We start from the raw sequence: 24,929 nt of genomic DNA, 5'->3' as shown, positions 1-24,929 counted from the left end.
TCTAAGCATCGTCTGGCCATTCAGCGTCTGCTCGAACACCAATGTACGAGGGGAAACGCGGCACACCACCATCCGTCAGCTCCTGGAATCGGTACGTTACTATGGTGCCGAGCGCCGGCGGATTTTTGCGTTCAGCATCGGACAAACCCGTCCCGCAATTGAAGGTGATACCGTCAGGCCGGGCCAACATCAGCGCGCCAATTCGACCCCGATGACGCCCAGCACCGTCCGTGTAGCCAATGACTTTAGCCTCGGCATCGTAGAACGTCTTGACCTTTAGCAGCGTGGTTGAACGGCTCCCAATATAGAGTGACCCCTTCTCGCGGAGCATCAGCCCTTCGCCACCGAGCGACTCCACGCGCCTCAGTTCTTCTGCCAGGTGGTCAAAGCCTTCACAAAGCGCGTGCTCAAGGGCGAGCCCGTATTCATGCGCACCGGGCGCGAGAGTTTTGTGGAGAAAGTCCAGGCGGTCTTCGAACACACCACCGTGGTCCGGCGCATCGAAAACCACGTACTTTAGGTCCGCCCAGAGCTTGCCTCTATCCTGCCGCTTCACAATCCCCACCGTCTTTTGGAATGCGCCCCGAGCCATCCAGAGCTCACCGTCCAACGGCGTCTCGGGAAGACCTTCGACGAACCAATCGGGTGCCAAAAACTCATTTCCCTGCCGCGACCAGAACGTGGAGCCGTCCCAATACGCCCTGACACCATCGAGCTTCTCACTCATCCACCAGCCCGAAGGATCGACATGGGTCTCCCAACTCTGCGCCAAGAGGAGCTGGGGCTTATCGCTCTCAGTTTTCGCGGTCTTGCGAACATTATGCTCACCGCCGCATCGCTCAGCCTCAGCTTCCTCGCCGCGAATCGCCCGCAAATGCTTGCAGGTCCGGACATCAATAGCGACCGATTGATTGCGCCAAGCCGGGCATGAACACGAATAGACCCCGCCCACATTCTTGACCTGATAAGGAGACGCCCCTGAGCCCTTGACCTCTACAACTTCACCGTCTTCGATCTCCTGAAGGACTTTGGCTGAAGGTGCATCCCGAGATTCCACCGCCACGATGGGCTCGGACTCCAAAAGCGCGTTCAACACACTCTCATCATAGACCGGAATTCCCAGCGACTCGGCTTTGGCGAGCTTCGACCCGGGCTTTCCACCGTAGAACACCATGTCCGTCTTCTTCGTGACGGAAGGCAATACGTAGGCTCCGATCGCCTCCAAAGCAGCCGTAGCCTCAGCGCGCGTCATTCCAGTCAATGCCCCGGTAAGCACCACCGTCTTGCCCTGAACCCTCGGCAGTTCATTCTCTTCAGTCATCACGACCTCTCTGGTAATCTTGGGAGTATGGCGATTCATCTCTTCTCTGACAACTTCACCGCCCGAAGTGCCCTGTGGAAAAAAATGTGGAAAGTGTGGAGATCTGCCTGTGATCTAGTCTGTGATCTTCGGTGGAAAACTCCAAGTGAGTTCTTTCCCCACGAATTGATGACCGATTTCCACAGAGATTCGACGAACGCCTCATCTAGTATATATCAGGCCTAGAGACGATTTCCACACTTTCAACAGCCCCTACTAAAACTACTGAGGATCCAATCAAATGAAATTTGATTTGTTTTAGATCTAGTACAAGAGCGCTTTGTAAGCTTGAGGCAAATTAGGGCTTGCACAAGGCCCTAAGCTATGGTGAGTTGTGCGGCTCAACAAACCTTGTTGGAGTCAAAAGCGTCATGAAAATCCGGATTTCTCGAGAAGACCTTGCATCAGAGCTTTTTAAGGTACAGGGCGTCGTAAGTCAGCGAAGCACCCTTGCTATCCTTTCAAACGTCCTTCTTGAAGCGAATGGCGAAACCTTGACGTTTCACGCCACCGATCTGGATATTTCGGTCTCCACGTCATGCCCTTGCGAAGTGCTCGAGCCAGGCAAGGTCACACTCGCGGCTAAGAACCTTTTCGATATCGTTAAGAACCTCGAGAACGGCGAAATCTCCATCGAGGTTGAGGACAACTACTGGGCGAAACTTCAGTCCGGCACCGTGAACTGCCGCATCGCAGGCACACACCCTGACGACTTCCCTCAAATCCTCGATACCACCGATGTCGAGATGTTCCCGATCGGCACCGAGCGCCTGCTCGACATGATTGACAAGACCATCTTCAGCGTGTCCACAGACGACGCACGTCCAAACCTGACCGGTGCCTTCTTCCGACTCACGGACGCCAACACGCTGCTCATGGTCTCCACCGATGGCCACCGTCTCTCCAAGATCGAGGCGCAGCCCGAGGCTTTCGAAGTCAGCGGCTCTACGCCTAAGGTTTTGCGCGACGGCATCATCATCCCACGCAAAGGTCTCAACGAGCTCAAGCGCGTGGTTGACGCCAAAGGTCCTGAGCTCTCATTCGGTCTCAAAGACAACAATATCGTCTTCAAGCATGGGCCACTCTCGCTCTCGGTCCGCCTTATCGACGGCTCCTTCCCGGACTTTACTCAAGTCCTTCCGAAAGAGTCCGACAAGAAGGCGCTCCTGGACAAAGATAGCCTGCACCAGGCACTCAAGTTCGTGAGCATTTTCTCGAACTCGAAGACCAGCAACGTCCGGCTCTCGCTCAGTGATACCGGCCTTGAGCTCTATGCCACCGACCCTGACCGCGGCGAGGGTCTTAAGACCGTTCCTGTGGAGTATTCGGGACCTGCGGTCAAAGCCGGCTACAACTACAAGTACCTGCTCGAGGTCATCAACGCCCTCGACGGCGACGAAGTCTCTATCGAGATCATCGACACCCTCTCGCCAACTCTTGTGCGAGACACCTCACGCGAAGAAATGCTCTTCGTGGTGATGCCGATGCGTCTGTGACGCCATGCACGTACAGGCTTTGCGCCTAAGGCATTTCCGGAACATCGAGTCTCTGGACCTGACGCCGCATCCGCGCTTCAACATCTTCTGGGGCCAAAACGGGCAAGGGAAGACCAACCTCTTAGAGGCCATCTATCTATTGAGCGCCGTCAAGAGCTTTAGGCCTCAGACCAACGCCGCACTTATCCAACACGGCCACGCCGAGGCCGAACTCGAGGCCCTTGTAGAGCGCGGTGGAAGCGAGCGACTCGTCAAACTTCAGGTGCATCAACGCGGCAAAAAGGTCTTGCTCAACAATAATCCTGTCCGAAACCTGAGCGACTTCTTCGGCACGGTAAATGTGGTGATGTTTGGCCCCGAGGACATCCAGATCCTCAAAGGCGGGCCGGCCGAGCGCCGCCGGTTTATGGACCGCGCCATCTTCAACGCGCATCCCGCGTTCGCACTCGAGACCCAACACTACGAAGAGGTGCTTAAGCAGAGAAATGCGCTGCTTAAGACCCCGCGCCCTGATGCCGCGCTACTCTCAATCTACGACGAGCAGCTCATCCAGTACGGCACCGATATCATCATGAGGCGCCTTGATTTCATCGAGAATTTCAGACCGGTGATGGTGGCGACTTTCAGGCAGATTTTTGACCCTGAGTTCGAGGCCGACATCCACTACTCCACGCCCTGGCATAACGGGGACCTCAACAACGAGGACGACGAGTCGGTCTCAGATTTGCCCATGGAGCGAGTCGAGATTGAAAAGTGCCTGGAAGGCGCTATCGCGAGCTTTAAGGGCGTTGAGCGCGAGCGAGGCTACACCATGGTCGGCCCGCATCGAGACGACCTCCTGAGCTTCCTGAACGGCCATAGCGTGCGGACGTTCGCAAGTCAGGGACAACACCGAGCCTTTGTCCTAGCCATGAAGATCGCTGAGATTCGGTACCTCGAAGAGCGCTACCGTTTCGCACCGATTCTCTTGCTCGATGATGTCTCGAGTGAGCTCGATCGCGAGCGAAACCGCTACTTGTTTGACTTCCTCAGAGGTCGGCCAGACGGGCAGGTCTTCATTACGACCACGCATCGCGACTACATTCTGTTGGACGATGATGTGCAGGCGTTCAACGTATCCGAGGGGAATATCATTTAGCCTACTTTCAGGTCGCAATCACAGACCGAGCTGCCAATCTGGTTTCAAGATCCTCGTCCGCTCGTAAGGCATTCAAGAGGTCTACCCAGGCTGGACCCCAATGCCATCGCGCTCCGAACACCCTCAAAAAACCCAAACTTACTCGGCGCATCTGGGCATCGTCTGCACGCACGAATCTTTCACACAAGTCAGACGCCGCTTGAGAATCCCAACCTATTTCACGATGCGACGCCAATTCCCTGGCCACGTCTTCGAGTCGAACTATGGTCAATGGATTGGAAGACCGTCCAACCCATGTACTGAACTCGGAAAACAGCTCCTCAATCTCACATCCCAGTAAGAAGAGTCGTGCACCATCAGCCCACCAGTTTTCACGCTTGGAAATCTCGGCCCCAAGTCTCTTATTGAATGCACGACATGTCTTGTGACGATTGTTAATGAACACATCAAAAATCTCTTTGAGTCGCCAGAATGCGTCTTGGTCGTGGTCTTTCTGAACTTTAAACTCTGAATCCGCACGGTCGGTAAGCTGAAGAATCAGGGTTTCCAACGTGTCATGAGATTCGGGTTCTCTCATTGCTTGCTTTAGCAAGCTTAGTATGGAGCGCCATGGAACGTTCGGATCCGGATCCGCCAAAACACGAAAGCCAAACCTTAACGCCGCGTCCAGATCTACAAGATACCAACCCTGGGTGATTGTCTTAGCTAGATTCTGCCAGGTTTCGGGATCCGCGGGCCTGATGCCAAGCATCAACTTCAAATAGCGTCGCTGCTGGATCAAGGGAATATTCGCGACAGGGACTTCGAAGACCGCTCGAACAACGTCCTTGTCAGGGTCTTGAGTCGCCGCCTCAAGTATTTGCCATGACAAAGGATTGTCTAGAGTTGAGCGGGCCGAATGAAGAGTCGCGATCCTTGTATCTCGGTGCAGCGATTTTCCAAATTGCGTGTGTAGGAGTCGCAAAGCGCGCTGGCTTCCCACCTGGCCTAAGAGTCTTAGAGCTTCCTTATGGACGGTAACCTTGAGACGGTCTCGTTGGAGCAATTCCTCCAAGCCATCCACAAGTTCATCTCCCGGAATGACGCGTGAAAGACGTTGCAGTCCGTACATCGCGACACGTGCTCTATCCGTGTGCAAATGAGATATTAAAACGTCGAGGACACCACGCGGATCATCAAGCCAAACAAGAGCTCCGAGCGCGGCCTCCTGGACCAACACATCTTTTGACTTCAAATCGGCTTCAAAGTCTCGGATACCCATCACCGGGATGTATCCGAGCTGCCTGATCATCCAAGCTCTTGAGTGCCCAAACTGGTCTTCTTCTCGTGAAGCACGCCTAACCAACCGTGCAAACGCCTTTTGTTGTTCTTCGGTCCACCTCCAAAAACCACGATCGATCTGAGGAACATAATCTACTTTTCCGCTATTGAATCGACCTCTCACAGGTTTGGAAAATCGAGGCATCATCAAGGATTGATGCCGACGAGCGCAATACACAAACACCGGGTCAAGATGGATCGCAGACCCGTCCTTCTTGAGCATCTTGAGGGCCCTTTCTCCCCGTGTGGCCGGGTTCCTTAACCAGTATTCGGCCGCGGTATATGCCTCGATCTTTTGACCCTTCCACATGATGTTTTCGACCATGTCCTCAAGCTCTTTGACATTCCACGCTCGTTTCCCAAGTGACGAATAGAATTCGTAGATATGCGAGTACATCTGACGAGATTTTGCAGCCTCAAGCCAAGGTTTGATCGCCGTAAAAATAGCTCCTTCGGCACCTTTTGGTAGCCCAAGATAGAGGAGTGGTAGATTCGGAGTTCCGGAATGACCAGCCAATTTCTCTAGGAGCGTCAGTCCCAGCCTAAACTGGGGCAGATCAGGTGTAGATGCACTAGAAACCATAAGATTTTGAGCGATCTTAGTCACTGCCCGTCGACTCTCCCACGATACATCGCGTGCCTCGAAGATTGGGTCGAGGACTCTTTCTAAGAGCTCAGGACTTTTGAATTGATATCCAGGGACTCGTCCTAATTCGGCGAGATAGGCCGCACGCACGGGGTCTTGTTCATTCTTTGTCTTCAGTAGACGCTCAAGCGTAAGCTCCCATCCATCACGGTTTAAACGCGTCGCATTGACTAATGCAGCCCATGCCTCACCGCGTTCCTGAGCTTGAGCCGAGCGAATCTCAGGTGCCAGCGCCTCTCTAGCGTTTTCCAAAAGTCTCAAACCCATTAGACGTCGGCGCCAAGAACCTTCCTTTTTGGCCCGCGGAAGCTCCAACATGCGTGCCGCCTCTCTATCCCTAAGGTGTGCCCCGAGGCGCTCGACAATCTCAATAGGCCACTCAATATTCTTGGTCTCGAGCTCTGCCGACGCGGCCTCGAAGAGTCGATCACGGCCCGGATAGTCCATCTTCGAAATCAAGTTCGCAAAAAGTTCTGGCCGCCTTTCCAAAAGCACCCGACCAAGTGGTAAGAGGTCGTCAGTCTTCACATACCGTGCACGATTTACCAGCCTAGCAGGAAGGTAATAGCCGAGATTTGAGCCTTTAGATAACCAGAGGATTACGCGGTTGATATCGTGAAGAATAAGCTCATCGACAGCATCAATGATGACTTCTGGGAGGCGGGTAACTTCGGCGTGCTTTTCGACCCACTCCATCACTGCGGCAGGGCGATAACGCGAAAGATACTTCCAAACCTGCCCGTCATATCGCCCCCAAACTTCATCTGGTCGCTTCGTCGATCGAAACTCTCGCGTGATATTGGCCACAAGCGGGTTGGGTGAATATCTGGCTAGGTGGGCCCAGATCAGATTCGGCCAGGCGAGATCAAGTCTTTCTTGAACGAAATCCTCGGAACAAGCCGGTAAAAGGTGGGCAGCGAAAAATAGTCGACCAGCGTCGATGAGCGCATCGGCAATAGTTTCCAAATCCTTGCCTCCACGTCGAAGTAGGTTTCGGGTGAAAACCGCTAAGGTCTGGTCGTCAAGATCGACGAATAAAGCTGAGTCGAGGTGAGTCAGATGCCGCGCCGACAATGCGGCTGCGCTGGCACGCACAGATAGTGAAGGGTCACGAAGCCCCTTGATAACAAAATCCCATTCGCCACCGTGGGCGGCAACCACCACGGCGAGCCATCGGTCGGACATGAAGCCATGCGAGAGTTGGGTAATTTTAGCACGCCTCTCCGACTGCGGCAGGCTGCGTGCTTCCAGGATTGTGGTTCTGACTCGTTCTGGATGGTCCATGATTTCCCCGGAGAAGAAGAGCGCAATAGCTCCCAACTAAATCAGATATGAATGGGGTTGGATAGAAAAAACAATCGCCCAAAGAGGCCTGATCCTTTGTCAAATGGATCTGAATACTGTATGTTTTCTACGGTAGATTTAATACAGTCCACATGAGCAAAGCCGCACAACCTGAACTCGAGCCCGGTCGGGCGTACCGCACCCGTGAACTACGTCAATGGAGTGCTAATCCCTCGCGGCTTGCGCGCCGGCTGGTCAAGGAAGGAAAGCTGCGGGAAGCTGCGCACGGAATCTATTATGCGCCAATCCCCACGCGTTTTGGACCTGCACCGCCGCCGAGCGAGGAGTTACTACGTGCCTTCTTGGACGGCGAACCTTTCCTTTTGACCGGCCCGCTGTATTGGAATGCCCTCAACCTTGGGTCGACGTCGATGTTTGCAGTGACGCTAGCGTACAACACGAAGCGTAGTGGCGAGTTCAAATTTGAGGGGCGGCGGATTCTTCTACGTCGTGTCGCATTCCCCGAGAATCCTACTCCCGAGTGGTTCATCATCGATCTGCTCAAGCACCACGGAATGGCTGGTGTCGCGCTGAGCGAGCTTCGCCAAGGTCTCGAGGCGTCATTGCGGCTCGGTCGATGGGACCGAGAGCGGCTGCGTGAAATGGCCGAGACTTACGGCACAAAGGCGACTCTTGCCCTCGTCGAACAAGTCTTGAAAGAGACCGAGCCAGGTCTCTGAAGCTCAGCTGCGTCTGCCTCGATAGACTTGATTCATAGACTCAAAATTTGCGTTGTGATAGCAGTCTCGCCCAAGAGGTGAACTATGCTGGCCAGAAAACCCAAACTCCACGTAGATGAAGCTGTACTCAAGACTTGCACAGGCCCGATGCCGAAGCATGTCGGCATCATTATGGACGGCAACGGCCGATGGGCCAAAGGTCGCGGGATGCCGCGCATCAAGGGGCATCACGAAGGCGCAAACGCAGTACGCAGAACCGTAGAATCTTGCCGCTATCTGGAGATTCCGCACCTGACGCTCTACGCGTTTAGCTCCCAGAACTGGGGCCGCCCACAGGACGAAGTCACCGGGCTCATGACCCTATTCGACGTCTACATCAAGAAGGAGCGCCAGCGTCTTATCGACAACGGCGTGGCCATGCGCATGATCGGGGACCGCTCACGTCTTTCGCCCGGATTGCTCCGCGCCGTGGAAGGGCTTGAAGACGCTACCGCCCATAACTCCGACCTTATCTTGCAAGTTGCGGTCTCTTACGGAGGCCGAGAAGAAATTTTGTCGGCCGTAAAGGCCATCGCAAAAGAAATTTCTGACGGTACATTGCGTGCCGAAGATATCGACGAGCACACCGTCTCCGACCACCTCTACACCCGCAATATACCTGACCCTGAGCTCATCATCCGCACGAGCGGAGAATTCAGAGTTTCGAATTTCCTTTTGTGGCAAGCAGCTTACGCAGAATTTTTTGTGACAGATACCATGTGGCCAGACTTCAATGAGGTGCATCTAAGGGACGCATTAAATAGTTTTGGAAGCCGTGAAAGACGTTTCGGGCTCACAAGTGCACAGCTTTCCGAGACCTCTGAAGAGGAATGAACATGAAGAATATGCTTCGATTTTCTGTGCTCGGACTCATGAGTGTGATCACCTTGGCCTGTGGTGATGAGGCGGCGCCCACGCGTCCTCTCACAAACAACCAAACCACTACAAACAATCAGACTCAGACCGATCAAACTACGAATGGGACCAATAACCAGACGGCCACTAATAACGAGACCAACAACCAGACGGCCACCAACAATCAGACCACCACAAACAACCAGACAAATACCAACAACCAAACCACTACAAACAATCAGACGATGCCTCCGGAAACGCTCTATGTGAGCACCACGGATGCATACGCCTCAGGCCCTCTTGCGACGCAGCGCTTTGAGCTCGAAGACGGAGATAACGGCGCGCCGCGCGAGATCCTCGTCGTCGCCCCCTCCGAGCCCGGTATCTACGCCGTCGTGGCTTTCCACCACGGGTTTACGCTGCGCACGGGATATTACAGCGACTACCTCGAACACCTCGCGAGCCATGGATTCATCGTCGTCGCGCCGCAGATGGGCACGAGCGCCTTTGGCGCACCGTCGGTCTCCGAAGAAGCCGATGACGCCCAGGAAGTCTATGACTGGATGAGAGGCAATCTGGCCGCCGTGACCGGCGTGACCCCGAGCTTCGACCATTTTGGCGTCTCCGGACATAGCCGAGGCGCAAAGGTCGCCTGGACCATTCTCCGCCGCGAGCAAAACCTCTACCAGGCCATCGTTGGTCTGGACCCAGTGGACGGTACTGGCGGGCCGCTCGGTGGACAGCCTCGCGTCGCGAACACCGCATTCCCAGTCAGCCTTCCGACCTTGATCATCGGCACGGGCCTTGGACCCACAGGGTTTCAGGCCTGCGCCCCCGAGGGCGACAATTACGAACAATTCTTCGACGCCTCGGTCTCGGCAACGCTCCTTCTGGCCAACGCCTACGGGCATAACGACATGTTGGATGCGAACAACTCTTGCGGAATTACGTGCACGCTTTGCGCGGACGGCCCAAGTGATGGTGGGCTTCGCACATTGACCTACGGCTCAAGCACCATGCTCCTGCGCGCCGCACTTCAAGGCCGCACACAAGACCAGGCTGCCATCACCATGAATCTCCCAATACAAAACGTCACGATCGACACCAAGTAGACCTATGAAGGACCTCTTTACATTGCTCGGCGGTCACGGCCAGGAAGTCTTCCAACCCGCAGTTGCGCTCACCATCGCGGGCAGCGATTCGGGCGGTGGCGCAGGCATTCAGGCCGACCTCAAGACCTTCGCGGCCTCCAAAGTCTTCGGCACCTCGGTTCTGACGCTCGTAACGGCTCAGAACACGCAAGGTGTGACCGCGGTTGAGATGTTGCCGGACGCGGTGATCCGAGCCCAATTCGAGGCCGTGATGTCCGACCTCAATCCCACCGCGGCCAAGACCGGTGCGCTCGGCAATGACCGAGTCATCGGGCTCGTGGCGGAAATGCTCGACGACCGGCCCATCGAAAAACTCGTCGTCGACCCCGTCATGGTTTCGAAACACGGCGACCCGTTGATGCCGGAGCAAGCCGTCAAAGCCTTCATCGCACTTATGGTGCCGCGCGCCATGATCATCACGCCCAACCGATTCGAGGCCCGTGCCCTTATCGGCCGCGATGTCGACGATGTTCGCGACATGCAAGAGGCTGCCAAACGCATCTTCGATATGGGCGCACCGGCCGTGCTCATCAAAGGCGGCCACCTCGACCATATCGTGCGCGACATCCTCTACGACGGCACAGGCTTTACGGAATTCGGCGCAGACCGCATCCGCTCACCGCGCGTGCACGGCTCGGGCTGCACCTTCTCGGCCGCGATCACCGCCAAACTCGCCGAGGGCGCCACCATCGAAGCCGCTCTTGAATACGCACGCGACTTCATCACCAAGGCCATCCTCATGGCCCCAGAAATCGGCGAAGGTATCGCCCCAGTCAATCCCATGCATTCGGTCTGGAATTCCTAAAAATAAGCCTTTTTTTGCATTCTCGTCTCAGGGCCTTCACTCACGCGCTCGGCTCGTGTACTGATTGCCGTGGGCGCGGCTCGAGTAAAAAATGTCGTTATTAGGTGATTTTCGGCGAGTCGTAGAACTCGTTAAAACGCAGGGGTGGCGTTATCCGGTGGGTATAGCCTCTCTGGGCGTGGTCAACATCTCAGATGTGCTCGCGCCGGTCTTTATGGCGCTCGCCGTCGAGCTCACTCAGGCCGAGTTCACAGGCGATCCAGTCAACACGCCGACCCCTCTCGCGCTCCTAGGAATCACGCCCGATACCTTCACGATCATCACGGCGGTGGCTGTCTTCCTCGTACTCCAGGTACTTGCGAACATCGCGCGATACCCGATGCTCATGCAGGTGGCAGTGCCATCGCACGAGATCACGCAGCTCATCCGCCGCCGCATCGCAAACCATCTCTTGGCGCAAAGCCAGTCCTGGTACGACAAATCTCGCTCAGGCGACATCATGTCGATCGCCACCTCCGACGTGCAGGCCGTGCGCATGATGCTCGGGCCCGGTGTGCTCATCGCCGCAGATACACTGCTCTTGGTCTCGCTCGTGCTCCTCATGCTGAGCATCCTCTCCTGGGAACTCACGCTTATTACGCTCATCCCGGTGCCCTTCATCTTGCTCATCACGAACAAGCTCTCGCACCTCGAATTCGACCGATTCAAAGACGTCCAGGAAGACCTCGCGGACATGACCGAGCGCGCGCGCGAGTCCTACGCCGGCATCCGAATCATTCAGGGCTACGCCCGCGAAGTCTACGACCGACGCCGATTTGCCGGATTCTCGGAGCGCCATTTCGGCAAAAACTTGAGGCTCGCCCGAGTCCGCTCGTTCTTCGAGCCGACGCTCGACCTCATGCTCGGCGTCTCCACTGCCCTCGTGGTGATTTTCGGCGGAATCGGCGTGGCAAAGGGCACCATGACGCTCGGCACCTTCGTTGCGTTCCTCTTCCTGATCCGCTACCTCTCCGGACCGATGATCGGGCTTGGCTGGTCGGTCTCGCTCTTCCAGCGCGGCCGCGCCTCGATGCACCGAATCGACGAGCTCTGCGAAACCGAGCTCGAGATCACGAATGCACCAAACGCCAAAACAGCGGCCGGCCCCGGAGGCCTCAAAGTCCAGAACCTGACCTTCCGCTACACCGCGGACCGCGTGCTCGAAGACGGAACAGTTCAAAAGGCCCCAAAACATCCGGTCCTGCGCGACATCTCGTTCGAAATCCCCGCAGGAAAAACCCTCGGTGTTTTCGGGCCCGTCGGCAGCGGAAAATCCTCGCTCGCCTGCGTCCTGACACGGCTTTACGACCCGCCTGCGGGCACAGTTTTCTTGGACGGCGAAGATATTCGTGAGCTCACCTTGGAGTCGCTCCGAGAGATGGTGGTGCTCGCGCCTCAAGAGACCTTCCTCTTCAGCTCGACCGTCGCGCGCAACATCGTGATGACCCGAGACGACCTCATCGAGCGCCCCGACCAGGGCCAAGAAGAGGTTGTACGGGTGGCGCGCCTCGCGCACCTGCACGACGAGGTCGAGCATTTCGAAGACGGCTATCAAACCATGCTCGGTGAGCGCGGCGTCAACCTCTCCGGTGGCCAGCGCCAACGCCTGGCCATTGCGCGTGCGATTACCGCGGACCCCAAAGTCCTGATCCTCGACGACTGCTTGAGCGCCGTAGACACCAAGACCGAATCCGCAATTCTTCAGAATCTGCGAACGGTGCTCGACGGAAGAACAGGCCTCGTGATCTCGCACCGCGTGCGCGCGGTCCAAGATGCCGACGAAATCATCGTCATCGAGGACGGACAAATCACCCAACGCGGCACTCATGACGAATTGCTGGCACAGAACGGCTACTACGCGCGCATCGCGGCCGAGCAATCACAGGCAAAAGGGGAGGCGGCATGAAGACCAAGACCCTGAGCCGCGTTGAGCGCGAGGCGCTCGCCCTTAGTAACGACCCGATTCTGGTCAAAATGCTCGAAGAAGAACGCGTAGAGGCTGACGAAGTCGACATGCGCCTCTTCGCGAAACTTCTGGCCTACTTAAAGCCGCACAAAGGCCTGACGGCGGTCGCCGTAGCCTTGAGTCTGGCCGAATCGCTCCTGATGACCTTGCCTGCGTATATTGTAGGTCTCGCGATCGACGCGGTGAGCAAAGCCGGCGCGCGCGACGGGGTCTTCGACGGCATCTTGACCGCGATGGCCGCCGCCGTGCCAGTTTCCCAGGATGGGCCGACCTCGCTGATCATCGCATTCGGTGCGATTCTTCTGGCGGCCTGGACACTTCGTTGGGTCATCGCCGCGGTGACCACGTATCTTGTGCAAAAGCTTGGACAACACGTGGTTCACGACCTGCGCGTCGACGTCTTCGACCACATCACCGGCCAAGGACTTGCGTTCTTTCACAAGAACCCGGTCGGACGCCTCGTCAACCGCACCACCTTTGACGTTCAGTCGCTCTCCGAGCTCTTCAGCGACGCGTTCGCCCAGGGTTTTCGAGACGTGCTTTTTGTCATCGTGCTCTGCGTGGTGATGTTCAAACTGGACTTCACGCTATCGATTCTGATCGTGGGCTCGTTCCCGCTCCTTGTGGGCGTGGCCTTGCTCTACCGCGCCCTCGCGAGGCCGTCCTTGCGCACCATGTCCGCGATTCAATCGCGCATGAACGCGTGGCTCGCCGAGAATATCGCTGGCATGCGCGAGAACCAGCTATATCGCCGCGAGCGCCGCCGCGAGGCGGAGTGGTATTCACTGACTCAGGCACACCAGGCCTCGATTTACCGCGTGGTTCAGGCGTGGGCCGTGCTCCGCCCGGGAATGATGATCGTGAGTGCGCTGGCCACGTCCCTAGTGTTGATCGTGGGCTACGGCCGTGTCACCGAGGGGCTCGTGACCATTGGCGTGCTCATCACGTTCATTGAGTACACGAGTCGTGTTTGGGTGCCTGTGCGGAACCTGGCCGAGAAGTTCAACATCATCCAAAACGCACTGACAGCGGGTGAGCGCGTCTTCAATATTCTCGAGCAGCCGACCACCATCAAGACCCTGAGCACAGCGGACCCGAATCTCAAGGTCGTCAAAGGGAGCGTGGAGTTCAAAGACGTCCGCTTTACCTATCCACGCACGACCGAAGAAGTCATAAAGGGCATTTCATTTGAGGCTAAGCCCGGCGAGATGGTCGCGCTTGTTGGGAATACCGGCGCCGGTAAATCCACGATCGTGCAGCTTATCTCCCGATTCTACGATGCCTCCGAAGGTGAGATTCGTGTGGATGGGCGCCTCGTGACCGACTTCGAGCTCCCCAACCTTCGTGCCGGTATCGCTCTGGTTCCCCAAGACGTGGTCATTTTTGCGGGCACACTTCGAGAGAACATTACGCTCGGCGCGGAGTATCCCGACGAAACGGTCCTCGAGACGCTTAAGGCCGTGCGCGGCGAGATTCTGGTGACGCGTAATGAAGATGGCCTGGACCAGGTCTTGGAGGAGGGAGGGCGCACTCTGAGTGCCGGCGAGCGCCAGCTCATCAGTTTTGCGCGCGCCCTCCTGGTCAATCCGCCCATTATCATTCTGGATGAGGCCACAGCGTCTATCGACACCGAGACGGAGTCGTTGATTCAAGAGGCGCTGGTCCGCCTGACCAAAGGGCGCACGACCATTGTGATTGCGCACCGCCTAAGCACGATTCGTGATGCCCACCAGATTCTGGTGCTTCGCCACGGCCAGGTTATTGAGCGTGGTACCCATCCTGAGTTGCTGCACCGCGGCGGCGAGTACGCCGCGCTCTACCAGTCTACGAGGGCTCAGTCCTCGTAAGTTGCGCTCGTTGACACAACTCAAAACTGTGCCATTCTCTTGACGCTATGGGAGGCTAAAATCGCGCGCGCAATTTTGGTAGGAAGGAAAATGCAGAAAATGAAATGGGTACTCGTGGTCTTAGGCCTTCTGGGTCTGACCTTTGGTTCAACTCCTCTTGCCGCACAAGGCAAAGGCAAGTCTGACGAAGCTTCAGAAAAGGCCAAAGGTAAGAAGGACAAAGACGAGAAAGAAAAAGGCAAGTCTGACGACAAAGGTAAGTCTGACGACAAAGGCAAAGGAAAGTCTGACGACAAAGGCAAGTCTGACGACAAAGGCAAGTCTGACGATGACGCCGAAGAAGCCGAGGAAGTCGAAGGCGAAGACGGCACCGGCGAAGACGAAGGCGCAGCTCCAATCTCAAACGAGAAGCGTCTCGAAATGGAAAAGGAAAAGCACGCCCGACGCCTCGCTCAAATCGACCGTATCGAAGGGATCGGCAAAGAGAAGGGCAACGATAAGCTGATTGAAAAGGCAGCAATGCTCCGCGACAAAGAAGCCAAACGCCACGCCAAGGCCATGGAGCGTATTCAGAACGCGAAAGGTCCTCAGGGTAAGGCAAAAGGTAAAGGCAAAGGAAAGGGAGAATAATCTATGAAATACGCACTGATTCTAATGTTGATCGTCTTCGCCGCGGGCTGTCCAAAGCAAGAAACCGCAGACACACCACCTGCTGAAGAGACCACGGCGCCAGCCGAGCAGCCTGAGGCAAACGCCGAGGTTGAAGCGGTTCAGGCACCTATCGAGGTCCCAGCTGAGTACCGAGAGGCTGCTGAAAAAGAGATTACCGAGGAGAACGCCGAGGCTAAAGCCGACGAACTCGCCAAGGAAATCGAAGCGGATATCGAGTAGGCAAGAAAGACAAAAGGCAACGCCGAAGCGTTGCCTTTGTCTGACATGAACCGTAAATGCCGGTCTCGTGGCCACGTTTAATCCCTGGTAAAACCAGGTGGGGACCGTGAATGACCAACCGCGATGGGTCTCCGTATTGGAGCATGCATCTTAGAAGGTCAGGGACAGCCCCCGGTGACTAACGTACGGGGATTAATGCGCTGGCCCTCACGAACACAACAGAACATGCCCTAGCTCTGTCTTACATAGGATGATAATTCTGACGGAAAGGTTTTTCAATCATCGGAAATCGACCTCATGCACATTCATCTAGACCTTATCGGCGGCATCGCCGGTGATATGTTTCTGGCCGCAGCGCTAGACGCAGAACTCGTAACTCGTGAATTCTTGGAAGAAATCATGAGCGGCCTTGGGCTCGGCACGATCCAGATCGTGGCCAAGAATACGCAACGCGGGGCCCTGACCGGCACCCATATTATTTTTCAAGGATGGGGCCCAGAACACGAATCTGATCACCGACACCTCTCAGAAATCCTCAAAATGATCGATCAAGCCTCGTTTGATGAGGGCATCAAAGAGGTGGCCCGAGAGCTTTTTATCGCGCTCGGGAAGGCAGAGTCCAAAATTCACGGAATACCGCTTGAAACCGTGCATTTCCACGAAGTCGGCGCCGTTGATTCGATCCTCGATTTTGTGGGCGCGGCCGCCGTGATTTACCGAGCAAATGCCACCTGGAGCTTCTCAGACGTTCCGTGTGGAAAAGGCGAGATCGTCAGTGCTCATGGGGTAATCCCGGTGCCAGCTCCAGCCACTGCTGACCTACTGCGCGGCCTTCCAACCATCGAACGCGACGTCCGAGGCGAGCTCGTGACCCCGACCGGCGCCGCCATACTTCATGTGTTGGCCGGCCGTCACAAGCTGGCTGCTCCCAAAATTACGGGCTTCTCGGTGGCGCGACCTCAACCGCTGACCACGCCAAAATCCAGAATCAGTCGGCGCGGCACGCTTGTGGCGGCGGGGTACGGTTGTGGCACAAAGTCCTTCGCGGAGATCGCGAACGTGGTGCGCCTCACGGTCTTTGAAGAGGACGCCCGCGCCCCGCAATCCGACCGCGTCGCTCGAATCGAGACCGATATCGACGATATGCAGCCCGAGGCCCTTGCCTGGTTCTGCGAGTCTTACCTGCCGGAACTCGGCGCCATCGATGTCACGCGTGCGTCGATCATCATGAAGAAAGGCCGCATCGGCACGCGCCTCACGGTCCTCGGTCCCATCGACGAAAGCCAGAGTCTCGCGCGCGCGATTCTTGAGCATACGTCCACGTTCGGGGTTCGAATCGATGAGGTTGAGCGCCAGATCCTGAACCGCCGATTCGAGACCGTACAAACAGCCTACGGCCCAATCCAGATCAAGCTTGGACTAATGGGGGACCGCGTACTCAAGACCGCCCCCGAGTTCGAGGACTGCGCCCGCGCCGCTAAAGAACATGGCGTGGACATCTCCTTGGTCTATCAAGCCGCGCTCAAGGCGGCCGAGCCACTCAAGGGACCTCTCGGCGCATGACTCAGGATCCGGATTATTACGACTTCGTTCACCGCTACTTTCTGGAATTGACCGGCCGAGGCCTGGTCCTGAGTAGCCGTGACTTAAACCTCTTAAAGACCTGGCGAGAAGCCGGCGTCTCGGCCGCGATCGTGTGTCAGGGGATCGACCGCGCCGTGCAGGAGATCAAGAATCCGCGCGATATCTATGGGTGTAAGAAGTTCATCGACCCTTTGGTAGAACGGGCGCTGAGGCTCTCGGTCGGCGGCCACCAGGGCGACCAACCTGAGGTGGTGCCCGTGACCAGTCGTGCCCCCGAATTCGTCCTTGGGCCTAAGCCTGAACCAGACCCCATGGACGACCCGGTCCTCCAAGATCTCTACCGTGCGTTTGAGGCCGCAGAACGCGATGCCTTCAAAGACGCCTACAAATTGGCCATCGAACGGGTTGCATCCGAGACCGGCTTTGAGGCCCTGATCGATGCCGAACGCCTCCTGGTCGAGGCCTACTTCGAGGCGCTCAAGCCAGACGAGAAGGCGGACGTGGAGCGCGCTGTGAACAAGGGCGTCAACCTCGACGCACTTTCCGAGGCCGCGCGCCTTGAGCATATCCATTCGCGCCGCCGCCGCATCCTGATTGAACGTTATGGGCTGGTGCCGCTCGTCTAGCCCGTGAGTTCAGGACTCGTAGACAAGAAATCCCAGTTCAGGTAGTGGAGAGTCCCGCGCAACCGCGGAATTTGGAGAGAGATCATGGAAGCACCAACATGGGTACAACTTAACGAGGACATGAAAACAGCGATGCGAGCAAAGGATGCCGAAAAGCTCCAGACCATTCGCATGCTCATCGCGGCCCTCAAAAACTTGAAAATTGAGCTCCGACGAGACGTCACCGAGGAGGAGATCACTGACCTCCTGGCCACCGAAGTCAAGAAGCGTCGCGACGCGATTCGACTCTACACCGAAGGCAATCGCCCCGAGCTCGCCGCAAAGGAAGAGTCCGAGATCGAGCTCATTCAGACCTACCTTCCAAAGCAGCTCACCGACGACGAAGTCGCGGCCATGGTGGACGAGGCCATCGCCCAATCAGGCGCTGCTTCCAAGAAGGATATGGGCAAGGTCATGGGCATCGTCGTGCCACAAACCAAGGGGCGATTCGACGGCTCAAAAATTAAGGATATCGTCATGGCGAAATTGCCGTGAAGTACACCTTTTTTGCCACCGCAGGGAGGGGGCTCGAGGACCTGGTCGCGAAAGAGCTCCAAGAGATGGGCATCAAGGATGCTAAGGCTCTGCGCGGCGGTGCGCGCTTTACGGGCTCTCTTGAAGACGGCTACCGCGCCACGCTCTGGAGCCGAATGGCGAGCACGATTTTGCTCTCGCTTTCGAGCTTCAAGGCGGACTCCAACGAGGCGGTGTACAACGGCGTGCGCCGCATTCCGTGGGATGAGCACCTGAGCCTCGAGACCACCTTCGCCATCTCTACGACCTCGACGCGGGCGAACCTCAACACGCATTTCGTCTCGCTTAAGGCCAAAGATGCGATTGTTGACCAGTTCCGAAAGGCCACGCAGGAGCGGCCGAATGTGGACGTGGAAAACCCCGATTTGGCAATCCAGATCCACATCGACAAGGACCTCACAACGGTCTACCTCGACCTCGGAAACCCAGGCCTACACAAGCGCGGCTACCGGGTTCTAAGCACCGATGCGCCTATCCGCGAAACGGTCGCCGCCTCGATCTTGGTCCGCGGCGGATGGCCAGAGCTCGCCAAACAAGGCGCTGCGTTTATGGACCCGATGTGTGGCTCCGGCACTTTTGTGATCGAGGCCGCCATGATGGCTGCTGATATCGCGCCAGGGCTCGGGCGCGTGGACCTCGGCTTCGACCGATGGAAGAAGCACGATCAAAAGGCCTTTAGCGGCTTGCTCCAAGAGGCCCAAGAGCGCCGCGATAAGGGCCTCGAAACCCTCGGACCCATCCACGGCACCGACGTCGCAGGCCCAGCTATCGCCGCCGCCAAACGTAATGCCGAGGCCGCAGGGCTCGCCCATCACGTGCACCTTGAGCGCGTACCGCTCATGAACGTGCGTCCACCCGCACCCACAGGTCTTGTGGCCACGAACCCTCCCTACGGACATCGTTTTGAAGAAGACGCCGCCGCGGTTCACTACGAGCTCGGCGAGGCGCTGATCAACGAGTTCATAGGCTGGAAGGCGGCGATTATCACCGGCTCCAAAGAGCTCGGTCGCGAACTCGGAATGCGCGCCATCAAGACCTTCAACGTGGACAACGGCCCCTTGCGCTGTATCCAAATCAATTTTGATATTCAGCCTGAACGAATCTTTCATGAACGACGCTAAGTCGGGCAAGACTTTACCGCGATTCGGTTAGGCACTACACTCCGGCAATCCGAGTGGGCAGGATCGAGCATGTACAATCTACCAAAAGAAGAATTCGCAGCACGGCGTAAGCGAGTATTAGAGCGCATCGGACCCGATGGGGTGGCCGTGATTTTCGGCGAGCCGGAGCGAATTCGTTCGAACGACACGGACTTCAAATATCGCGCTGGCAGCGATGTCCTCTATCTGAGCGGTTTTGTGGAGCCCGGCTGCGTGCTGGTCCTCGCACCCGGCCACGCCGACGGCGATTTCATCATGTTCGTGCGTGGCCGAAACCCCGAAGCCGAGACCTGGACAGGCAGGCGTCAGGGAACCGAAGGTGCCATCGCGAATTTTGGTGCCGACCACGCCCACGACGTGGAGACGCTCTGGAGCGAGCTCCCAAATTACCTGCGCGCACGAAAGACGCTCTACTGGAGTATTGCTGAGGATCCCGAGTTTGACCGATCGATTCTCAAGGTGATTAAGGAGCTCAGGGCCACGCGCCGAAAGGCCCCCGAAGCCCCGCTCGAGTTCGCGGACATTCGCGATATCGTGCACGAGATGCGGCTCTACAAGACACCCGCTGAGCTCGAGCTCATGCGCCACGCCGCCAAGATCACCTCCGAGGCCCACGTGCTCGCCATGCGCACCGCAAAGCCGGGCATGATGGAGTATGAGCTACAGGCCGCCATCGAAGGGCATTTCCTCCGAAATGGCGCCGAAGGCGTGGCCTATAACTCGATCGTGGGTTCCGGCGATAACGCCACGATTTTGCACTACACCGAGAACCGCGACCAGATGAAGGCCTCAGACGTGGTCTTGATCGATGCCGGCTGCGAGTACCATTTCTACGCCGCCGATATCACACGTTCCTTCCCGGTCTCGGGCCGTTTTGAGGGCGCCGCCAAGGACGTCTACGAAGCCGTACTCGAAGCCCAAATCGAAGGCGTCGCGAGCGTGCGAAAAGGGCTCGCCTACGACGAGCTCCAGACCAAGACCGTGCGCCGACTTACCCAGGCCATGATTGACCTCGGTGCCCTCAAAGGAAGCCTCGACCAACATATCGAGGAAGAGTCCTTCCGCGCCTATTACCCGCATAATGTAGGGCACTGGCTTGGCATCGACGTACACGACGTGGGCTCGTATTTTGGGGCCGACCGTGCCTACCGCGCCCTTGAGCCGGGTATGGTTCTGACCATCGAGCCGGGACTCTATTTCCCGGCTCATGACACAACGATTCCCGAGGCTCTGCGCGGCATCGGGGTTCGAATTGAAGACGACGTTCTGGTTACCGAGGGGGATCCGGAAGTTCTGACCGCCGAATGCCCGAAGAGCGTGGCGGATATTGAAACTTTGATGAATTCTTGAAACTGACGATTAACCTCTGGAGATACCATGTCGAATAATGACGATTGGGGCCAACCCCAACAACCGCAGCAACCGCAACCTCAACAAACACAGCAGCCCGTTCAGCAGCCAACGAACGATTGGCAACAACCCGGTGCACCTGGGCAGCTTCAGAAGGTTCGCCACAAGCTCGAGAACGAAGATATCATCGCTATGGTGGCGTCTTTCTTTCTCCCCGGCCTCGGCCAAATTCTGCTCGGCCAAACCAAGAAAGGGGCGGCCATCCTCGCTGCAATGATTTTCACATGCGGTGCTGGCTATATCGTGACCCTCCTTGTTGTGGCCGACGCATACTTCGTGGCCCAGTGCAAGAAGGACCGTCCCGTAGACGATTGGGAAATCTTCCCCGACTACAACCGGTACATGTAAGCCCAAGACCCAACCAACCCGTGAACCTCAAAACCTCTATATATCTGGCGTTTCTGCTCACTCTGACGAGCTGCCAGCAAAAAGAAGAAGTCCCTGAGGTCCCCGCTCCCGTGCAGGCGCCCACCGAAGAAGCGGTGGCGCCGGCTGAAGACCCAAAAACCTTGCCTAAGGCCGCGGTCAGATACGCGACTCCCGCACGGGTCGTGGCGATGCGCACCATGAGCGAAGGGGGCATCGGCACCATCACCGGAAAATTCATGGCCAACGCCGAAGCACCCCTGCTCGCCGTCGGCCTCAACCGATGTCAGACCGGATGGGTGATCCAAGGCATGCACCCAAAAGATGGGACCTTCTCGGCCACTCACCCCATCTTGATTCAGCTTCCGGACCCTGCGGCCAAACCCTTCAAGTACAAGGTCCCCGACGCTCCCGGGCATATCGAGCTCGACTTCGAGACGTTCTCGGAATCCCGCGTCAAAGGGACCATGAAAATCATCGACGAAAACGCCGAGACGCACCTCTCCATGACCATGGATGGTGCGCCAATCAGCGTCCTACCGGGGCCCGAGACTGGCGAGCAAGGCTGCTTCACGAGCGGGTTCTGGGGCTTCGCGGACGAGGTCCCAGAGAGGCCTGTCGTGGCTGTGTTTGACGGTAAGAACGCCCATTACGTCTCGCTCAAGCTCGACGAGAAACACGCCATCGCGCTCCTCCTGGATTTGCGCGCCCACGTCAAGAACCCCAAATCAGTCCTGCGTGGCGATATCAAGCGCATCAACCAGGCCCCAGAGCGCTTCCCGTTCCGCGTTTTCTTCGAAAAGATCAAAGAAGAGGAGCCCGGGAGCGAGACCGGCCCCGTCTTCGAGACCCAGCAAATCGCCGCCCGAGAAGGCACCTTTATGGCGCGATTTAACTCCGACTCTCGAGACAGCAACCTACGGATAGAAATCCGTGACCTCCAGTTTCCGAGCTGGGATGGGCCGCTTGCGGGCCAAACCATCGATGTGATCCGAGCCGAGACGCTCTTCTACACGAAAGACGCCAAGATCGTTCCGATACCGAGCCGAGTTCAAGAGGAGTCTCTGGAAGAGATCACCCCAAAACCCCAAGAAACTCGCGTTTCTGAGCCTCAAGATTGAGAAAACACGTGTTTTGGGACTTTTCGACGGCGCTAATCCGTGTCAAGTTCCCGATCCGTGATGGCAATGGTTCAGAAGTCTTGACGCCACGTCGTACCAGACGTACGTTAGCAAACAAGCACCTTTGGACTATGTTCCATCACTGACCTTTTGTAAGTTCGAGGACGAGATTGAATCAGCGTAAGTCGTCTGGCTGGGTACTGAAATTCATCTCGGGGAAGTATCAGGGCGGCGAATTCCCCCTTGAGATGGATAGTGAAGTGGTGATTGGCCGCTCCAGTGAACTCGACATGGTTCTTGTCGAGGACATGGTGTCGCGCCGACACGCTCGAATTACGACCTATGGAAACGAGATCTATATTGAGGATTTCGGGTCGACGAACGGAAGTTTCGTCAACGGTGAGAAAATCACCAAGGCCCGCCTCAAAGAAGGTGATCGTATCCTGGTCGGCACCAATATTATAAAGCTCGTTCACCGCGATAGTGAAGAAGGAGCTGGCCGCGATATGCGCGGTGGGATGGGCAACGACCGCGGTGCGCAAGCATCTCGGACCACCGGTGCCACACTCACTGGCTCTATCTCCGGCCTGATTGAAGAAGTTCCGCTTCCGGACCTTCTCCAGCTCTTCGCCACGAGTAAGAAATCCGGGGTGCTGGTCATCCACCGCGAAAATGACTCTGGAAAGGTCTACCTTCGTGAAGGACGCGTCTACTTCGCCGTCATCGACGACGATATCGACGTCTCCCCGTACAAATCCTTCTATCGGATTATGGCGTGGAATCAGGGAACCTTCTCCCTGGAGCATCCAACGGACGAGACCTTCGAAAACGAGATTGATGAGTCGACCGAAGGCCTGATGATGGAGGGTATGCGTATCCTCGACGAGATGGAGAATCTGGGCGCAGATGTGCCGGATATGGATGCTCATCTCATCATCAACAGTCCGCTCGTACCACCGTTGCGCGGCCTTGCTCCCGAGATCCTGGATACCTTCCAGCTGATTTTGAATTATGGCAAAGTGCTTCAGGTGCTCAACCGTAGCCTCTCAAGTGACCTCGAGACCATGCAGGCTATCGTCCACTTGATCCGTAACGACTATATCCGCGCCAACTAGATGCGCCCCGACACAGGCCGAATCTCATGGCCGAGATGATGCAAAAAATGCCCTCGAAAGAGGGCATTCGTGTTCCACCCCACAACGATGATGCTGAGCGTTCTTTGCTCGGCTCGATCATGATCGACCCACAGACGGTCGATGAAATCTCGGGTCAGGTCGACGCGCAAGACTTCTATCGTGAGGCGCACCGCCATATCTACCGCGCCATGGTGAACCTGCACCAGCGTGGTGAGGCAATCGACCTGATCACGCTCGCGGACTACCTGAAGACCTCCGAGCAGCTCGAGGCCGTAGGCGGACCGAACTACCTCGTGCGTCTGAGCTCCGAGGTGCCCTCGGCCGCGAACGTAGGCCATTACGGCATGATTGTTCGGCGAAAAGCCGCGCTGCGTAACTTCATCGGCACCGCGAATTCACTCGTCGAGGAGTGTTACGGCGACGTGAACGACGTGGATTCGTTCATGGACGATGCCGAGCGCCGTCTTTTTGAGATCACCCAGAAGGGCCAGGCGCGTGGTTATTCTTCGCTCAAAGAAGTTGTGGGCGAGGCGTTCCGGCAGATCGAGGCGCTCTTTCATAAGAATGAGCATATCACCGGCGTTCCGTCGGGGTTTGTGGACTTGGACGAGATTACCGCTGGCTGGCAGCGCTCCGACTTGATCATCGTGGCCGCCCGTCCTGCCATGGGTAAAACGAGCTTCACGCTCAACATGCTCACTCACGCTGCGCTCGTTCGCAAAACCCCCGCCATGTTCTTCAGTCTCGAGATGTCGAACACGCAGCTCGCCATTCGTATGCTCTGCTCAGAGGGGCGTATCGACCAGTCGAAGCTGCGGCGAGGCAACATGACCGAGCAGGAGTGGAGTCGGCTTCTACGTGCTACTGGCGACCTCTCAGCGGCCAAGATCTTCCTCGACGACACGCCTTCAATCTCGATCATGGACTTTAGGTCCAAATGCCGGCGCGCTAAGGCCGAACACGATATCGGCATCATCTTCGTCGACTATCTGCAGCTGATGCGCGGCACCTCCCAATCCAAGGGAAGTCGCGAGCAGGAGATTTCGGAAATCTCACGTAACCTCAAGGCGGTCGCGAAGGAACTCGATGTGCCGATCATCGCGCTAGCACAGCTCAATCGTGGTGTGGAGCAGCGCGCGGACAAACGGCCGATGGTCAGTGACCTTCGTGAGTCCGGCGCCATTGAGCAGGATGCCGACATCATCATGTTCATCTACCGTGATGAGGTCTACCACCCGGAAACTGAGAAGCAGGGCATCGCCGAGATTATCATCGGTAAGCACCGAAACGGCGCGCTGGCCACGGTGGACCTGCGCTTCTTCGGCGCACATACCCGATTCGAAAACCTGGCGCCTGAGGCGTAACTCGGGGTCGGC

21 protein-coding genes are annotated in these 24,929 nt (G+C 56.9%); 19 read left to right on the top strand and 2 right to left on the bottom strand.

From position 1 onward, the window contains the following. Position 1: 1 nt before the first annotated feature. Positions 2 to 1,360, bottom strand: coding sequence for a DNA ligase (locus FRD01_RS13390; protein WP_146960429.1), 1,359 nt, complete (start codon positions 1,358 to 1,360; stop codon positions 2 to 4). A gap of 371 nt (positions 1,361 to 1,731) precedes the next feature. On the opposite strand from FRD01_RS13390, the gene dnaN reads away from it, so the two are divergent. After that, positions 1,732 to 2,856: a DNA polymerase III subunit beta gene (gene dnaN, locus FRD01_RS13385; protein ID WP_146960427.1), complete on the top strand. Its 1,125-nt coding sequence runs from the start codon at positions 1,732 to 1,734 to the stop codon at positions 2,854 to 2,856. A 4-nt stretch (positions 2,857 to 2,860) separates the two neighbouring features. Continuing rightward, entirely contained in the window at positions 2,861 to 3,994 is a 1,134-nt protein-coding gene (gene recF / locus FRD01_RS13380) for a DNA replication/repair protein RecF (RefSeq protein WP_146960425.1), read from the top strand. A 7-nt stretch (positions 3,995 to 4,001) separates the two neighbouring features. Here the strand turns inward: recF and FRD01_RS13375 are convergent, their stop codons facing one another. Then, positions 4,002 to 7,244 (bottom strand): HEAT repeat domain-containing protein, encoded by a 3,243-nt coding sequence (locus FRD01_RS13375; RefSeq protein ID WP_146960423.1) that lies wholly within the window; start codon positions 7,242 to 7,244, stop codon positions 4,002 to 4,004. 152 nt (positions 7,245 to 7,396) lie between these two features. Between FRD01_RS13375 and FRD01_RS13370 the strand changes: the two genes are divergently transcribed. The 17 genes from FRD01_RS13370 to dnaB all read left to right on the top strand — a co-directional run bounded on the left by FRD01_RS13370 (position 7,397) and on the right by dnaB (position 24,917). Continuing rightward, a complete protein-coding gene (locus FRD01_RS13370; protein WP_146960421.1) occupies positions 7,397 to 7,984 on the top strand; it encodes a hypothetical protein in 588 nt (195 codons plus the stop codon). Positions 7,985 to 8,068: 84 nt separating this feature from the next. Next, entirely contained in the window at positions 8,069 to 8,857 is a 789-nt protein-coding gene (gene uppS, locus FRD01_RS13365; RefSeq protein WP_146960419.1) for an undecaprenyl pyrophosphate synthase, read from the top strand. 2 nt (positions 8,858 to 8,859) lie between these two features. Further along, a complete protein-coding gene (locus tag FRD01_RS13360; protein ID WP_146960417.1) occupies positions 8,860 to 9,990 on the top strand; it encodes an alpha/beta hydrolase family protein in 1,131 nt (376 codons plus the stop codon). A 4-nt stretch (positions 9,991 to 9,994) separates the two neighbouring features. Beyond that, complete coding sequence (gene thiD, locus FRD01_RS13355; RefSeq protein WP_146960415.1) at positions 9,995 to 10,834, top strand: bifunctional hydroxymethylpyrimidine kinase/phosphomethylpyrimidine kinase; 840 nt, start codon at positions 9,995 to 9,997, stop codon at positions 10,832 to 10,834. A gap of 91 nt (positions 10,835 to 10,925) precedes the next feature. After that, positions 10,926 to 12,779, top strand: a complete 1,854-nt coding sequence (locus FRD01_RS13350) for an ABC transporter ATP-binding protein (protein ID WP_146960413.1) — start codon at positions 10,926 to 10,928, stop codon at positions 12,777 to 12,779. Continuing rightward, the gene (locus tag FRD01_RS13345) at positions 12,776 to 14,686 is read left to right on the top strand and encodes an ABC transporter ATP-binding protein (RefSeq protein WP_146960411.1); all 1,911 of its coding nucleotides are present in this window, start codon (positions 12,776 to 12,778) and stop codon (positions 14,684 to 14,686) included. The genes FRD01_RS13350 and FRD01_RS13345 overlap by 4 nt, the downstream gene beginning before the upstream one ends. A gap of 90 nt (positions 14,687 to 14,776) precedes the next feature. Then, the gene (locus FRD01_RS13340) at positions 14,777 to 15,316 is read left to right on the top strand and encodes a hypothetical protein (protein WP_146960409.1); all 540 of its coding nucleotides are present in this window, start codon (positions 14,777 to 14,779) and stop codon (positions 15,314 to 15,316) included. A gap of 3 nt (positions 15,317 to 15,319) precedes the next feature. Next, positions 15,320 to 15,577 carry a hypothetical protein gene (locus tag FRD01_RS13335; RefSeq protein ID WP_146960407.1) on the top strand — a complete coding sequence of 86 codons (258 nt, stop codon included), beginning with the start codon at positions 15,320 to 15,322 and terminating at the stop codon, positions 15,575 to 15,577. Between the two features lie 297 nt (positions 15,578 to 15,874). Beyond that, complete coding sequence (gene larC, locus FRD01_RS13330; protein ID WP_146960405.1) at positions 15,875 to 17,140, top strand: nickel pincer cofactor biosynthesis protein LarC; 1,266 nt, start codon at positions 15,875 to 15,877, stop codon at positions 17,138 to 17,140. Beyond that, positions 17,137 to 17,787 carry a hypothetical protein gene (locus FRD01_RS13325; protein ID WP_146960403.1) on the top strand — a complete coding sequence of 217 codons (651 nt, stop codon included), beginning with the start codon at positions 17,137 to 17,139 and terminating at the stop codon, positions 17,785 to 17,787. Before larC ends, FRD01_RS13325 begins: the two co-directional genes overlap by 4 nt. 84 nt (positions 17,788 to 17,871) lie before the next feature. Beyond that, positions 17,872 to 18,321, top strand: coding sequence for a GatB/YqeY domain-containing protein (locus FRD01_RS13320; protein ID WP_146960401.1), 450 nt, complete (start codon positions 17,872 to 17,874; stop codon positions 18,319 to 18,321). Next, complete coding sequence (locus FRD01_RS13315) at positions 18,318 to 19,481, top strand: THUMP domain-containing protein (protein ID WP_146960400.1); 1,164 nt, start codon at positions 18,318 to 18,320, stop codon at positions 19,479 to 19,481. The genes FRD01_RS13320 and FRD01_RS13315 overlap by 4 nt, the downstream gene beginning before the upstream one ends. Before the next feature lie 69 nt (positions 19,482 to 19,550). Further along, entirely contained in the window at positions 19,551 to 20,870 is a 1,320-nt protein-coding gene (locus tag FRD01_RS13310; RefSeq protein WP_146960398.1) for an aminopeptidase P N-terminal domain-containing protein, read from the top strand. A 27-nt stretch (positions 20,871 to 20,897) separates the two neighbouring features. After that, a complete protein-coding gene (locus FRD01_RS13305; RefSeq protein WP_146960396.1) occupies positions 20,898 to 21,278 on the top strand; it encodes a hypothetical protein in 381 nt (126 codons plus the stop codon). 20 nt (positions 21,279 to 21,298) lie between these two features. After that, a complete protein-coding gene (locus tag FRD01_RS13300) occupies positions 21,299 to 22,417 on the top strand; it encodes a hypothetical protein (protein ID WP_146960394.1) in 1,119 nt (372 codons plus the stop codon). Positions 22,418 to 22,587: 170 nt separating this feature from the next. Continuing rightward, positions 22,588 to 23,532 (top strand): DUF4388 domain-containing protein, encoded by a 945-nt coding sequence (locus FRD01_RS13295; RefSeq protein WP_146960393.1) that lies wholly within the window; start codon positions 22,588 to 22,590, stop codon positions 23,530 to 23,532. 47 nt (positions 23,533 to 23,579) lie between these two features. Next, positions 23,580 to 24,917, top strand: coding sequence for a replicative DNA helicase (gene dnaB, locus FRD01_RS13290; protein ID WP_146960391.1), 1,338 nt, complete (start codon positions 23,580 to 23,582; stop codon positions 24,915 to 24,917). The last annotated feature ends 12 nt before the right edge of the window (positions 24,918 to 24,929 follow it).

The organism is Microvenator marinus (genome assembly GCF_007993755.1).
GTDB classification, from domain to species: domain Bacteria; phylum Myxococcota_A; class Bradymonadia; order Bradymonadales; family Bradymonadaceae; genus Allomicrovenator; species Allomicrovenator marinus.
Note: the sequence above shows the minus strand (reverse complement) of the source record. Positions and strands in the feature narration are given on the sequence as shown.

Bases quoted from the DNA above. Each gene is read 5' to 3' on its own strand.
- FRD01_RS13390 (WP_146960429.1), bottom strand. From the start codon at position 1,360: ATGAATCGCCATACTCCCAAGATTACCAGAGAGGTCGTGATGACTGAA.
- dnaN (WP_146960427.1), top strand. From the start codon at position 1,732: ATGAAAATCCGGATTTCTCGAGAAGACCTTGCATCAGAGCTTTTTAAG.
- recF (WP_146960425.1), top strand. From the start codon at position 2,861: ATGCACGTACAGGCTTTGCGCCTAAGGCATTTCCGGAACATCGAGTCT.
- FRD01_RS13375 (WP_146960423.1), bottom strand. From the start codon at position 7,244: ATGGACCATCCAGAACGAGTCAGAACCACAATCCTGGAAGCACGCAGC.
- FRD01_RS13370 (WP_146960421.1), top strand. From the start codon at position 7,397: ATGAGCAAAGCCGCACAACCTGAACTCGAGCCCGGTCGGGCGTACCGC.
- uppS (WP_146960419.1), top strand. From the start codon at position 8,069: ATGCTGGCCAGAAAACCCAAACTCCACGTAGATGAAGCTGTACTCAAG.
- FRD01_RS13360 (WP_146960417.1), top strand. From the start codon at position 8,860: ATGAAGAATATGCTTCGATTTTCTGTGCTCGGACTCATGAGTGTGATC.
- thiD (WP_146960415.1), top strand. From the start codon at position 9,995: ATGAAGGACCTCTTTACATTGCTCGGCGGTCACGGCCAGGAAGTCTTC.
- FRD01_RS13350 (WP_146960413.1), top strand. From the start codon at position 10,926: ATGTCGTTATTAGGTGATTTTCGGCGAGTCGTAGAACTCGTTAAAACG.
- FRD01_RS13345 (WP_146960411.1), top strand. From the start codon at position 12,776: ATGAAGACCAAGACCCTGAGCCGCGTTGAGCGCGAGGCGCTCGCCCTT.
- FRD01_RS13340 (WP_146960409.1), top strand. From the start codon at position 14,777: ATGCAGAAAATGAAATGGGTACTCGTGGTCTTAGGCCTTCTGGGTCTG.
- FRD01_RS13335 (WP_146960407.1), top strand. From the start codon at position 15,320: ATGAAATACGCACTGATTCTAATGTTGATCGTCTTCGCCGCGGGCTGT.
- larC (WP_146960405.1), top strand. From the start codon at position 15,875: ATGCACATTCATCTAGACCTTATCGGCGGCATCGCCGGTGATATGTTT.
- FRD01_RS13325 (WP_146960403.1), top strand. From the start codon at position 17,137: ATGACTCAGGATCCGGATTATTACGACTTCGTTCACCGCTACTTTCTG.
- FRD01_RS13320 (WP_146960401.1), top strand. From the start codon at position 17,872: ATGGAAGCACCAACATGGGTACAACTTAACGAGGACATGAAAACAGCG.
- FRD01_RS13310 (WP_146960398.1), top strand. From the start codon at position 19,551: ATGTACAATCTACCAAAAGAAGAATTCGCAGCACGGCGTAAGCGAGTA.
- FRD01_RS13305 (WP_146960396.1), top strand. From the start codon at position 20,898: ATGTCGAATAATGACGATTGGGGCCAACCCCAACAACCGCAGCAACCG.
- dnaB (WP_146960391.1), top strand. From the start codon at position 23,580: ATGCCCTCGAAAGAGGGCATTCGTGTTCCACCCCACAACGATGATGCT.